This window comes from Alteriqipengyuania lutimaris (assembly GCF_003363135.1).
Lineage (GTDB): Bacteria > Pseudomonadota > Alphaproteobacteria > Sphingomonadales > Sphingomonadaceae > Alteriqipengyuania > Alteriqipengyuania lutimaris.
This window is the reverse complement of the sequence record NZ_QRBB01000001.1, coordinates 1,103,798-1,116,540: the sequence shown is the minus strand read 5'-3', so window position 1 is coordinate 1,116,540 and position 12,743 is coordinate 1,103,798. Positions and strand designations below refer to the sequence as shown.

Here is a 12,743-nt window from a genome sequence, read left to right as displayed (position 1 = left end):
CGGGCGTTAGCGGGCGCTATCAGCCGGGGCAATCGCCGATGCGGCGGCCCGAAACGGTGCCCTTCATGGTCACATCGCCGCCGGGGGTCCCCGAAACCGTGTTGTCCATGCTCAGCGTAAAGCTGTCCTCGCCGAATTCGCCATCCATCGCCACCTTGGCGGTGCCGCCATCCCCGGTCGCGCAGGTCATCCGCAGCGTCAGCTTGTTGGCCGTTCGGTCGAATTCCTCGTACTTGCAATCGTCGTTCCGCTCGCCGCCGAAGAAGCTCGCATCGGGCTGGTCCGCCTCCTCCGCCGTGATGCACGAGGTGCTGGTGATCGACTGGCCCATCTGCCCTGCAATCATGTCCTTCATGTTCTCGGGGACGCCGGGAATATCGAATTCGGTGACCTCGATGGTATTCTCCCATTCGCCCGCACGCATCCTGATGCTCTCGCCCGAGGATGCCTCGGCCGCCATTTCTTCGCCGGTGATCGTGCCGTCCTTGTCGGCGTCGGCACCGCCATCGCTGCACGCGGCCAGCGCGAATGCCGCCGTGGTGATGAAAAGCATGGTTCGCATTGTCTCTCTCCCCATCCGGATTGCCGCCATTCGTTCTACGCCTGCGCGCCTCACCCCTCAACTGCCATTGCGACGGGCGGGCGATGCGCCAATATGAGCGACATGGCCGAACTCGTAATCCGCAGAGGGCTCGACGAGCCCGACACAACCGGCGACTTCACGCCGCACAAGCCCGCGCGCCCCGAAAAGTCGATGCCGGGCAAGCGCTTCGAACTCGTCAGCGACTACGAGCCGGCAGGCGACCAGCCGACCGCGATCGAGGAACTGGTGCGTGAGGCCGAGGGCGGCGAGAAGACGCAGGTGCTGCTCGGCGTCACCGGCAGCGGCAAGACCTTCACCATGGCCAAGGTGATCGAGGAACTGCAGCGGCCCGCGCTGATCCTCGCGCCCAACAAGATCCTCGCCGCACAGCTCTATGGCGAGTTCAAGAGCTTCTTCCCCAACAACGCGGTCGAGTATTTCGTCAGCTATTACGACTACTACCAGCCCGAAGCCTACGTGCCCCGGTCGGACACCTACATCGAGAAGGAAAGCTCGGTGAACGAGGCGATCGACCGGATGCGCCATTCGGCCACCCGCGCGCTGCTCGAACGCGACGACGTTATCATCGTCGCTTCGGTCAGCTGCCTTTACGGTATCGGCTCGGTCGAGACCTATTCGGCGATGATCTTCGACATCAAGACCGGCGAGAGCGTCGACCAGCGCGAGCTGATCCGCAAGCTCGTCGCGCTGCAATACAAGCGCAACGATGTCGCCTTCGCGCGCGGCAATTTCCGCGTGCGCGGCGACAATCTCGAGCTCTTCCCGAGCCACCTCGAAGACACCGCCTGGCGGATTTCGTTCTTCGGTGACGACATCGAGGAAATCGTCGAATTCGATCCGCTGACCGGCAAGCCCGGCACCAAGCTGGACAAGGTGCGGGTCTATGCGAACTCGCACTACGTCACGCCCGGGCCGACGATGAAACAGGCCGCCGAAGCCATCAAGTTCGAGCTGGCCGAACGGCTCAAGGAGCTGGAGGCGGAAGGCAAGCTGCTCGAACACCAGCGGCTGGAGCAACGCACCAATTTCGACCTCGAGATGATCGCCGCGACCGGCAGCTGCAACGGGATCGAGAACTACTCGCGCTTCCTCACCGGCCGCCTGCCCGGCGAGCCGCCGCCCACGCTCTTCGAATACCTGCCCGAAAACGCGCTGCTGTTCGTCGACGAGTCCCACCAGACCGTGCCGCAGATCGGCGCGATGGCGCGTGGGGACCACCGCCGCAAGATCACGCTGGCCGAATACGGCTTCCGCCTGCCCAGCTGCATCGACAATCGGCCGCTGCGGTTCAACGAGTGGGACGCGATGCGCCCGCAGACCTTCGCCGTCTCCGCAACTCCGGGCGGATGGGAGATGGAGCAGACCGGCGGCGTCTTCGCCGAACAGGTCATCCGCCCCACCGGGCTGATCGACCCGCCGGTCGAGATCCGACCGGTCGAGGACCAGGTCCAGGACTGTATCGAGGAGTGCAAGGCGACCGCCGCCAAGGGCTACCGCACGCTCGTCACCACGCTGACCAAGCGGATGGCCGAAGACCTGACCGAGTTCATGCACGAAGCGGGCGTGAAGGTCCGCTACATGCACTCCGACGTCGAGACGCTGGAGCGTATCGAGCTGATCCGCGACCTGCGGCTGGGCGTCTACGACGTGCTGGTGGGGATCAACCTGCTGCGCGAAGGCCTCGACATTCCCGAATGCGGGCTGGTCGCCATCCTCGATGCGGACAAGGAAGGCTTCCTGCGCTCCGAAACCTCGCTGATCCAGACCATCGGCCGCGCCGCGCGCAACGTCGATGGCCGCGTGATCCTCTACGCCGACCGCATCACGGGCAGCATGGAACGCGCCATGGCCGAGACCGACCGGCGGCGGGAGAAGCAGCGCGCGTATAACGAGGAACACGGGATCACCCCGACCACCATCCGCCGCGCCATCGCCGACATCACCGCCCACGCGACCAAGGGCGAGGATGGCGAACCCGAGGACGAGGCGATGCCGCTCGTCGGCCACAACCTGCGCGCCTACATCGAGGACCTCGAAAAGAAGATGCGCGAAGCCGCCGCGAACCTCGAGTTCGAAGAGGCAGGGCGTATCCGCGACGAGATCCGTTCGCTGGAGGCCGACGAGCTTGGGTTGCCGGAGGGAGAGCAGAAGGCTGCGCGCGTGGGGCGGAGTAACGAGGGCAAGCCGGGGACGCGCAAACTGCGATACGGGCGGACGCAGAAAAAGTGGGGCAAGTGACCCGTAAAGCCGTCAAGTAGACGCCCCACTGCGAAAGTTCATATGTTCGTGGCAGAACCTTCAACGAGGCAGTCATGACCCCTTTCGAAATCGTCTCCCTGATCGTCGCCATCATTATGCTCGCGGGCGGCTTCACCTTTGCGGGCATCCAGATCGGCAAGTCGCTCGGCGAGAAGAAGTGAGCGCCCCTCCCTCCACTGTCACGCCGAAGTTGTTTCGGCATCCAGCCCTCTACCTGATCCGGTACTGCATGGCCGCTGCCCTTGGGAACAACCGGATCGGCAAGCTTGACCGGTCGCCCGGACAACCATATTTTCTACCTATCTGGTTGAAGATCACCTCACAGATGCACTGCTCGGCTGACCACCACTTCACGAGCTGTCGGTTTTTCCTTCAGTTCAAGAGACAGCCATGACCCGTCCAGACAAACTTTACGCGAAATTGCTCGCCAACCCTCGCGCGGGCATCAGCTTTCGCGATTTCGAGAAGCTGCTGAGCTCTTTCGGGTTCGAGCATGCCCGAACGGTCGGGAGCCATCGTCAATACGTCCATCCCAAGCTCAGCCGACCCTTCCCCGTTCAGCCCACCGGCAAGGACGCAAAGCGCTATCAGGTCCGCGAATTTCTTGAATTGGTGGAGGAACACGGCCTATATATCGAGCCGTGAACGAGCCCCATTACCATATCAATCTGTTCTGGTCCGCTGAGGACGAGTGCTGGATCGCGGACGTTCCCGATCTCAAGCCCTGCTCTGCGCATGGCGATACCCGCAGCGAAGCGATCGCCAATATCAACGATGCTATTCAGGGCTGGCTGGAGGTCGCGCGTGACCGCGACCTGCCCGTGCCTGAACCGCGCTATCGACCCGCCATCTATGCCGCTGGTTAATCCCGACTGGCTGCCCATCCCCAATGCCGGGGAGCTGCTCTTGTCGGAATTCATGGAACCGCTGGAACTCGATGCTGCCGCATTGGCGGATGCTATCGAGGTCGATCAGGCGCGTCTGGTCTCCGTGATCGATGGCAGCGAACGGGTCGATGGTGAACTCGACCTGCGTCTCTCGCGCTATTTCCGCATGTCGGAAGGCTTTTTCCTGCGCCTGCAAGCCAGCGCCGAACTGCGCACCGCCAAGCGCTCACTGAACGGCGAGCTGGACCGCATCACGCCGCGGGCGGCCTGATACTTTCCGCGACCCTCGCCATGAGCCTCGTCGACATCGACCCCGGGACCTGCCGCACGCTGGTCGATTTCACCGACCCTGACGAGTTCGCGCTGTGGGAAATCATCAACGACGGAGTGATGGGTGGCCTCTCCAAGGGCCACATCGAGCAGGTCGACGACGCGCTTTCCTTCACCGGTACGATCAACACCGACGGCGGCGGCTTCACCTCGCTGCGGCGCGCGGTGCCCGAGGGCGTGATGGCCGGGGCGCGGACCCTGCGGATCGTCTATTCGGGCGATGGGCGCACCTATGAAGCGACGCTGCGCTCCGATGCCAGGACGCGCGGGCGGCGCATTGCCTATCGGGCTCCTTTGACGGCCGGAGAGAGCGACGGGGACTGGTCCGTCGCGGTCGTCGATCTGGGCGAGATGGAGACCTCGCTCTTCGGGCAGCAGGTCGACGCGCCCGCTTTCGCGCCGGAAAACGCGCATAGCATCGGCTTGATTATCGCCGACGGGATCGACGGACCCTTCGCGATGAAGCTCAGACGGATCGAGGCCTGCGCATAGCCCGCAGGCGCAGGCCGCAGGTGGATTTACCGCGCCGCGAAGGGCTGGCATAGCGCCGCGATGACCTTCCGCACGCTCAGTCACATCGTCGGCGCCGTCGCGCTGGCCGCCGTCCTTCCCGCCACAGCCTTTGCGCAAGACGAAGCCTCCGCCGAAGCCGCTAGCATCACCCCGCAGGTGAAGTCGCGCGACCTCTCAGGCACCTTCGGCGGGCAGCGGATAAACTACACCGCCACTATCAAGGAGAACGTGCTGTCTTCGAATGACGGCACGCCCGAGGCGGTGATCGTCACCACCAGCTACGTGAAACGCCCGCGCGATACCTCGCGCCCGGTGTTCTTCATCTACAATGGCGGGCCGGGCTCGGGCTCGGTCTGGCTGCAGATGGGCGCGTGGGGGCCCAAGCGGGTCGCGATACCTTCGGACGCGCGCGACGATGGTGCGCCGCCCTACCCCATCCTCGACAATCCCGAGAGCCTGCTCGACGTGGCGGATCTGGTCTTCATCGACCCGCCGGGCACGGGCTTCAGCTACCTGACCGACGAGGGCGACCCGGAGAAATATTACGGGCTGGAGCAGGACGCGCGTGCCGTCGCCACGGTGATCCGCCGCTGGATCAACGACAACGGACGCTGGAACAGCCCCAAATATCTCGGCGGCGAAAGCTACGGCACCACACGCACCGCGATGGTCGTGCGCGAGCTGGAGGGCGCGACCTACAACGACGTCGGCCTCAACGGGCTGATCCTCGTTTCCACGATCCTCGATTTCGCCGCGCGCGAGCCGACGCCGGGCAACGAGATGGCCTATGTGATGGCGCTGCCCAACATGGCCACCGCCGCCTACTACTACGGCAAGGCGACCGCGCCTTCGGTGGAGGCGATCGCCGAGGAAGCGCGCAAATTCGCCATCGGGCCTTATGTGACCGCGCTGCTCAAAGGGCAGGACCTGTCCGCAGCCGAACGCGCCATTGTGCGTGCGGAGCTTGCTCGGCTCACCGGCCTGTCCGAAACCTACCTCGACCAGGCCGAGCTGCGCGTGACACCCCAGCGTTTCTACAAGGAGCTGCTGCGCGATCGCGGCCTGACCATTGGCCGGCTCGACAGTCGCTATACCGGCACCGACTACGACGATGCAGGCGAATCCCCTGACAACGACCCAAGCTTCTACGGCATCGATGCCGGCTACACCGCTGCGATCAATTCCTGGGCACGCGATACGCTGGGGTTCGAGACGGACCGCGAGTACCAGGCGATCGGCAGCGATCCGGGCCGCAACTGGGACTGGACGCTGTCGGGCCGGGGACGCGGAGCCTATCTCAACGTCGCGCCCTTCATCGGCGATGCGATGCGCCAGAATTCGCAGCTGCGCACCTTCGTGGGCCAGGGCTGGTACGATTTCGCCACGCCCTTCTTCGGCGCGGAATATTCGCTCAACCGGATCGGCATCCCGCAGGATCGGGTCGAGTTCCACTACTACGACGCAGGCCACATGATGTATATTCGCGACGAAGACCGGGCGAAGCTTTCCGCCGATATCCGCGCCTTCATCCGCAATCGCTGAGGCCGGGTTTTGCACGCGATCCACTTCCTCGCCCTCGCCACGACCTGCGCACTGGCCGCGTGCAAGCCGCCCGCCGCGGACAGCTACGAAGGGCGCGTCGAGCCGCCCGAGCCCGCGACCTATGCGAGCGAGCCGCAACCCTCTCCCGACGCCCAAAATGCGATCTGGGCGCCCAGCGGCACTCCGCTGCGCCTGCTCTACGGCGTGCCGGGGCAGACGCCTTTCGCGGCGATCGCGTGCGAGATGGAGCAGGGGGACGAGGCGGCAGAGCCGCAGCTGCGGGTGACGCGCTTCGCGCGGGCGGACGAAGGCGCGCAGGCGCTGATGGCGATCATCGGCAACGGCCACAGGGAACGCTTCCCGGTCGAAGCGGTCGATAATGGCCGCGCCTTCCTTTGGGAGGGGACGATCCTGCTCGCCTCCGAAAAGCTCGACGTGCTGACGGGGCTTCGCAGGTCCGAACTGACGATTCCGGGCGCGGGCACGCTGGCGCTCAACGCCAGCGACGCGCCGCGCGACCTTATCGAGACGTGTCGCCTCGCCGCGCGGAAGCAACCGCCAGATCGCGAACCGAGCCCGGAGTGAGCACCTGCGGCAGCCGCTGCGGCCCGGCCGCACCGGGCGCATACCACAGGTAGAGTGGCACGCCCGCGACGCCCTGCTGCGTCAAGAAGGCGGTGATCTCGGGATCGCGCCGGGTCCAGTCGCCGCGCAGGACGAGCGCATCGGCTGCTTCGAGCGCCTCCGCCGTCTCCTCGCGTTCGATCGCGACACTCTCATTCACCTTGCAGGTCACACACCAGTCGGCGGTGAAATAGAGGAAGACGGGGCGTTCCTCGTCGCGCGCTTCGGCGAGCGCGACCTCGCTGAAGGGTTGGCTGTCGAGAATATCGGCCGACGGGCCACCGGCATTTGGAGACACGCCGCCCGGCAAGACGAAGAAGACCACCACAAGCACGAAAGGGGCGAGCACCGGCCAGAGGAAGTGGGTGCTGTTTCCGCTCGCCTGCTGTCGCCCGGTGTAGAGCAGCGCCAGTATCACCAGCACCGCCAGGAAAAGCGCGCCTGCGGCAAACATGTCTCCACCGATCCGCCACACCAGCCACGCCAGCGCCAGCGCGGTCAGCCCCATGGGCAGCGCCATCCAGCGGCGGAAGGTCTCCATCCACGCGCCGGGTCGCGGCAGGCGCTGTCGGATCGCGGGGACGAGACCGATGAGGAGGAAGGGCAGCGCCAGCCCCAGCCCCAGCGCCGCGAACAGGCCCAGTGCGCTCGGCCACGGCAACACCAGTGCCGCGCCCAGCGCCGCAGCCATGAAAGGCCCGGTGCACGGCGTCGCCACGAACGCCGCGAGCAGGCCCGTGGCGAAGCTGCCCCGGCGGCTCGCTCCGCCGCCGGTAATCGCCATGCCCGGGATCTCGAACGCGCCGAGGAAATTGGCGGTCAGCGCGACCGCAAGCAGGAACAGCGCGACGACCACGCCCGGCTCCTGCAACTGGAACGCCCAGCCGACCGCCTCGCCGCTGGCGCGCAGGGCGAGCAGCAGCCCGCCCAGCGCAAGGCAGGCGAGGATCACGCCCGCCGTATAGGCCAGTGCGTCCTTTCGAGCCGCGCGCTCCTCGCCGCCCGCCTTGGCGAGCGACAGGGCCTTGAGGCTCAGGATCGGGAACACGCAGGGCATGATGTTGAGCACCAGCCCGCCCAGCAGCGCCGCGCCCAGCAGCGCCCAGAGCGGCGGGGCATCCCCGCCGGTGCGGAGCGGTTCGCCGCCCGCAGCCACCTCGCCCGGCTCGGCTTCGAAGGACAATCCGGTGCCATCTCCCAGTCGCACGATGCCCGTGATGCGCTCGGGACGCTCGCCGGTCCCGGCCAGCGGGATCTGCGCAATCAGGGTGTCGCCCTCGCGCGCGAAGCTCTGTTCCTGCGCGTAGGCGACGAGATTGCGGTTCGCGACGAAGACGTGCGGGCTGCCGACATCCAGCGTGGCGGGCAGCGGGATCGCAATGCGCAGGCGGTCCTGCCCGATCGCGAAGCGCGCGGGCCGGTCGAGCGGGGCGGCGAGTGCGCTCTGGTACTGTGCGAAGCGCGGGTCGGCCGCACCCTCTCCCACCCCGACCACCGCGCGCAACTGCGCCTCCTGCGGCACGCAGATCTCGTCGGTGCAGGCGAGGTAGAAGGCGGTGCCTGCAAGCTCGAAGGGCCCATCGAGTGCCGCATCTTCGGCCACCCGCAATGGGGCGACCACGGCGTAATCGCCTTCGAAGATGTGGTTCATCAGGTCGCCGATCAGCAGGCGCTGGGGCGCGGGATAGCGGAATTCGCCGATGGTCACGCCGTCGGGCAGGTCCCACTCGATCCGCATGCCCAGCCCCGCATCGCCGGGATTGGACCAGTAGCCGTGCCATTCGCTCGCCACCGGCGAGAAGCGGATCGCGATGCGCGTCTCTCCGCCCGGTGCTACCTGCCCTTCGACCGCCAGCGCCGCGTCGATATAGGTCTGTTGCGCATGGCTGATAGCGGGCAGCAGCAGGGCCACGAGCAGCGCCAGCAGCATGGCGAGGCCATGATGGACCTTGGTGAGGCTTGCGCGCATCATCGCGAGGGGCCTAGGACGGGCAACCCGCGCAAACAAGCAAGAGACGCAAGCCCCCGCCATGCCCAGCAAGCCTTCCCCAACCGACACGCGCGATCTCCTGGTTCTGGGCGGCGGGCTGGTCGGGATGACTCTCGCGCTCGCCGCCGCCCGCAAGGGTCTGTCGAGCCATGTGGTGGACCGCGCCGATCCTGCAACGCTTACTGCCGAGGGGTTCGACGGCCGCGCCTCCGCGATCTCCACCGCGAGCTGGAATCTCTTCACCAATATCGGCCTGGCCGACGCGCTCGAAGAGCATGGCTGCCCCATCGCCAAGATCGCGGTGACCGACCAGCTCAAGCCCGGCCAGATCGACTTCGTGCCCGACGAAGGCGACGACAGCCTCGGCCGGATGTTCGCCAACCGCCAGCTGCGGCTGTCGCTGTTCGAAGCGGCGAAGGCCGAACCGCTGATCGCGTGGCATGCGGGCGTCGAAGTAACGCAGCGCACGCGCGGCAATCACAGGGTCTCGGCGACGCTGGCCGACGGCAGCGAGTTGCACGGGCACCTGATGGTCGCCGCCGAAGGCCGCCGTTCGCCGACGCGCGAGGAAGCGGGGGTGAAGATCGCCAACTGGCAATACAACCACCGCGCGATCATCGCCGGGCTGGCCCATTCCAAACCGCACGAGAATGTCGCGTGGGAAATCTTCTATCCCGAAGGGCCCTTTGCGCTGCTCCCGATGCTCGACGACGAGCAGGGCCGCCATCGCAGCGCGCTGGTCTGGACGGTGGACGAGAAGGACGCGGACGGGGTTCTCGCGATGGGCGACCGCGCCTTCATCCACGAGGTCGGCAAGCGCATGGGCCGCATGTTCGGCGATCTCGAAGCCAATGGCCCGCGCAGCTCCTATCCGCTGGGGTTCCACCATACCGCGAAGGTGATCGACCACCGGCTCGCGCTGGTCGGCGACGCGGCGCATGGCATCCACCCGATCGCGGGCCAGGGTCTCAACCTCGGCCTGCGCGATGCGGGCGCACTGGTCGAAGTGCTTGCCGAAGGCAGGCGGCTGGGGCTCGACGCGGCCGATCCGGAGATGCTCAAGCGCTACGAGAGCTGGCGCGGGCTCGATGCCTTCATGGTCTCGCTGGCGACCGACGGGCTGACGCGGTTGTTCGGCATCGGCGGCCCCGGCGCATCGGCGGTCCGCCGGTTCGGCATGGCGGGCGTGCAGCGGCTCGATCCGCTCAAGCGCTGGTTCATGGACGAAGCGCGCGGGGTGAGCGGAGACGTGCCCGAACTGATGCGGGGCTGAAGGATTGGCGGACGGCTGACGTCCGCCAAGGTCCGATAGCCTGTCGACTACTCCGCCGGACTGGGCGACACGACCGGGCTGGGCTGCTCGATCCGCTCGCCCTGGCCATCGCGCAGGCGGCGCGGTTCGAGCACGGCGGCGGTCTCGATCAGGTCGAGCGCGCGCTGCGCGGCGGCATAGCGGCGCACATCCGCAATCCAACCGTCGGCGGAGGATGCCCCGGGCATGTTCTGCACTTCCTCGATCGCGGCTTCGTAACGCCCGGTTTCGAGGAACATGCGCGCGCGATCGAGCCGCCGCTGCGGCTGCGGCGAGGGCGCGGTCTGGCGGCGGATGATGAAGAGATTGGACAGCTCGCGCCGCAGGCGTTCGAGGCCCGGCTGTTCGGGCGAGGCGCGCAGCGAGGGTTCCAGCCCCTCCAGCCGCGCGAGCAGCTGGTCGATCGTCACCGGTTCGCGCGACATGCCAACCAGCGTGCGCACCGCATTGGGCAGCGCATCGCCGAACCGCAGCCGCAGCTGGTCCGCGAGATAGCCGAGTTCGGCCCCGCGCTCGATCGAGCGGCGGGTGGCGAAGGCGATCAGCAGGCCTTCGGCGCGCGCGGCATTGCCCGCCGCCGCCTGCGCCTGCAGATCGAGCCGCGCGAGCCGCTGCTCGGCGGCGTTGAGGCGCTGTTCGAGCCCGCCCTGCTGCTCGGCCACGCGCTCGACGCGGGCATCGTCGGCGTTCCGCTTCGTGGCAGCGGGAGTGGGAGACGGCTGCGATGCGCGGGCGCGCGGCACCAGCGTGCCTTCGGCCGCTGACGGCGTCGCGGCCTTCGCGACCGGCGTTGCTCCCGCGCGGCTCATCGGCTCGTTCGCATCTTCCGACTTCTCGGTCAGCGCGGCGACGGTCTGCGTATAGGTTTCGGGCCGCCAGACGAGGAACAGAGCCCCCGCCGCGACGAGCAAAAAGACCACCAGAGCAAGGCCCAGCCACGCGCGCGAGGGTCGCGCGCTGTCGGACTGGGCGTCTTCAGATTCCATTGCACTTCATTCCCGTTTCGCCCCGAGATCCCGCACCGGAGCTTAGCGGTGATTGGTTAATGGCGCATATCCTTAACGAGGGAAAGCAATGCACCGTCGTCCGGACTAGCCGCAAGCTCGACGCTTTTCCAGCCATCTGAAACACTTCGCGCAATCCGTGGCGCGAGGGCCGCGAGCGCCAGCGATGCACGGTCGAGCCCGGCCCGGTCGCATTCCCTCGCGAAATGGGCGGCTACCGCGCCCGAATGGAGCAGCACCACGCCCCCTTGCGCGAGTCGCGCGACCTGTGCGTTTTCGAGCGAAGCATGCACGATGCGATAGGTGGTGCGGGTGGTGATCGAGACATGCGGCGGCAGATCGAGCGGCACATGCTCGGCCCCGGCCAGCCGCAGAAAGGTAAACGCCCTGTCGTCGGGCAGGCTGTCGACCAGCGGCTGGAGCCCGCCACTGCCGACCTGTGCAACCGTGAATCCGAGCGCGCGCGCTTTCTCGGCGGTCGCCTGCCCCACGGCATAGACGGGCAGGTCGGTATGCCGTGCAATCGCTTCGCCGGCATGGCGAAGGCCATTGGCGCTGCCGAGCAGGATGCCGTCGAAACGCCCGCCGGGCATGTCCCAGTCGAGCGGCTCTGCATGGCTGAGCGGCATGGCCTCCATCGCAAGCCCCATCGCGATCCCGCGCCGCATGGTCGCCGACAGGCCCGGTTCGGGCCGCAGGACGAAGACCGGCATGCTCATGCCAGCAAGCCCATCCGTCAGTCCGCGCCGCCGAACAGCGCCGCGACACCGGGCGTCGCGCGCGCCAGCAGATCGGCGGCAAAGGCGCGCACCGCGTCGTCGTCTCCCACCGCGATGGTGCCGGCGGCGTCGACCCGCTCTGCCCCGTCTTCGCTGAACAGCGCGGCGGTGAGGTGGATGTGCTTCCCCTGCAGCTGCGCAAGCACGCCCACGGGGCTGTGGCACGAGCCGCCGAGCCCTTCGAGCAGGCCGCGCTCCGCCGCGATCTCGGCGCGGGTCTCGGCGTGATCGATCGCCGCGAACAGTTCGCGCACACGTTCGTCGTCCGAACGGCACTCGATCCCGATCGCGCCCTGCGAGGGGGCGGGCAACCAGTCATCCACCTCCAGCGGGGTGCCGACGCCGCGCTCGCCCAGCCGTTCGAGCCCGGCGGCGGCGAGCAGCGTCACATCCGCCTCGCCCGCCTGCAGCTTCGCCATGCGGGTGGCGACATTGCCGCGAAACAGAACGACCTCGATATCGGGCCGCAGGTTCTTCATCTGCGCGGCACGGCGCGGCGCGCTGGTGCCCAGCCGCGCGCCTTGCGGGATCGCGGCGATCGAACCTGCGCCCAGCAGCACGTCGCGCCGGTCCGCGCGCGGCAGGATCGCGGCGAGCGCGATTCTCTCGGGCCGCAGGGTCTCGACATCCTTGAGCGAGTGGACCGCCACGTCGATCCGGCCTTCGGCGAGCCACTGGTCGAGCTCGCGCGTCCACAGCGCCTTGCCGCCGACCTCGGCCAGCGGGCGATCCTGAATCTTGTCCCCGCCGGCCACCACGGGGACGATCTCGACCGCGCTCTCGTCCCACCCGTGCGCCTTGCACAGCCGCGAGCGCGTTTCGTGCGCCTGCGCCATGGCGAGCGGGGAGCGGCGGGTTCCGAGCTTGAGGAGAGGTTCTGACTGCATAGGCTTTCCTTG

13 protein-coding genes are annotated in these 12,743 nt (G+C 67.3%); 8 read left to right on the top strand and 5 right to left on the bottom strand.

Annotated elements, in window-relative coordinates; genetic code table 11:
- Positions 1–19 precede the first annotated feature (19 nt).
- Complete coding sequence (locus DL238_RS05555) at positions 20–562, bottom strand: DUF3617 domain-containing protein (RefSeq protein WP_115491354.1); 543 nt, start codon at positions 560–562, stop codon at positions 20–22.
- 102 nt (positions 563–664) lie between these two features.
- Here DL238_RS05555 and uvrB point away from each other — a divergent pair, with 102 nt between their 5' ends.
- The 7 genes from uvrB (at position 665) to DL238_RS05520 (ending at position 6,720) form a co-directional block, all read left to right on the top strand.
- Positions 665–2,842 (top strand): excinuclease ABC subunit UvrB, encoded by a 2,178-nt coding sequence (uvrB, locus tag DL238_RS05550; RefSeq protein WP_115492783.1) that lies wholly within the window; start codon positions 665–667, stop codon positions 2,840–2,842.
- A 411-nt stretch (positions 2,843–3,253) separates the two neighbouring features.
- Positions 3,254–3,508, top strand: coding sequence for a type II toxin-antitoxin system HicA family toxin (locus DL238_RS05545; RefSeq protein WP_115491353.1), 255 nt, complete (start codon positions 3,254–3,256; stop codon positions 3,506–3,508).
- Positions 3,505–3,729 carry a type II toxin-antitoxin system HicB family antitoxin gene (locus DL238_RS05540; RefSeq protein WP_115491352.1) on the top strand — a complete coding sequence of 75 codons (225 nt, stop codon included), beginning with the start codon at positions 3,505–3,507 and terminating at the stop codon, positions 3,727–3,729. Before DL238_RS05545 ends, DL238_RS05540 begins: the two co-directional genes overlap by 4 nt.
- On the top strand, positions 3,716–4,021 hold the full coding sequence (locus DL238_RS05535) for a HigA family addiction module antitoxin (RefSeq protein ID WP_115491351.1): 306 nt from the start codon (positions 3,716–3,718) through the stop codon (positions 4,019–4,021). Before DL238_RS05540 ends, DL238_RS05535 begins: the two co-directional genes overlap by 14 nt.
- 20 nt (positions 4,022–4,041) lie before the next feature.
- Positions 4,042–4,572, top strand: a complete 531-nt coding sequence (locus tag DL238_RS05530; RefSeq protein ID WP_115491350.1) for a CIA30 family protein — start codon at positions 4,042–4,044, stop codon at positions 4,570–4,572.
- Between the two features lie 60 nt (positions 4,573–4,632).
- A complete protein-coding gene (locus DL238_RS05525; protein WP_115491349.1) occupies positions 4,633–6,135 on the top strand; it encodes a S10 family peptidase in 1,503 nt (500 codons plus the stop codon).
- Between the two features lie 9 nt (positions 6,136–6,144).
- Complete coding sequence (locus tag DL238_RS05520; RefSeq protein WP_115491348.1) at positions 6,145–6,720, top strand: hypothetical protein; 576 nt, start codon at positions 6,145–6,147, stop codon at positions 6,718–6,720.
- Here the strand turns inward: DL238_RS05520 and DL238_RS05515 are convergent.
- Complete coding sequence (locus tag DL238_RS05515; protein ID WP_115491347.1) at positions 6,656–8,731, bottom strand: protein-disulfide reductase DsbD family protein; 2,076 nt, start codon at positions 8,729–8,731, stop codon at positions 6,656–6,658. The two genes, DL238_RS05520 and DL238_RS05515, sit on opposite strands and share 65 nt — an antisense overlap.
- Before the next feature lie 58 nt (positions 8,732–8,789).
- Here DL238_RS05515 and DL238_RS05510 point away from each other — a divergent pair, with 58 nt between their 5' ends.
- The gene (locus DL238_RS05510) at positions 8,790–10,022 is read left to right on the top strand and encodes an FAD-dependent monooxygenase (RefSeq protein ID WP_115491346.1); all 1,233 of its coding nucleotides are present in this window, start codon (positions 8,790–8,792) and stop codon (positions 10,020–10,022) included.
- A 47-nt stretch (positions 10,023–10,069) separates the two neighbouring features.
- On the opposite strand, the gene DL238_RS05505 is transcribed toward DL238_RS05510, so the two are convergent.
- Genes DL238_RS05505 through hemC form a run of 3 tightly spaced genes read right to left on the bottom strand, consistent with a single transcriptional unit; the run spans position 10,070 to position 12,731 of the window.
- Positions 10,070–11,047 carry an MICOS complex subunit MIC60 gene (locus DL238_RS05505; protein ID WP_115491345.1) on the bottom strand — a complete coding sequence of 326 codons (978 nt, stop codon included), beginning with the start codon at positions 11,045–11,047 and terminating at the stop codon, positions 10,070–10,072.
- A 56-nt stretch (positions 11,048–11,103) separates the two neighbouring features.
- Positions 11,104–11,784 (bottom strand): uroporphyrinogen-III synthase, encoded by a 681-nt coding sequence (locus DL238_RS05500; protein ID WP_115491344.1) that lies wholly within the window; start codon positions 11,782–11,784, stop codon positions 11,104–11,106.
- A gap of 17 nt (positions 11,785–11,801) precedes the next feature.
- Complete coding sequence (gene hemC / locus DL238_RS05495; protein ID WP_115491343.1) at positions 11,802–12,731, bottom strand: hydroxymethylbilane synthase; 930 nt, start codon at positions 12,729–12,731, stop codon at positions 11,802–11,804.
- Positions 12,732–12,743 lie beyond the last annotated feature (12 nt).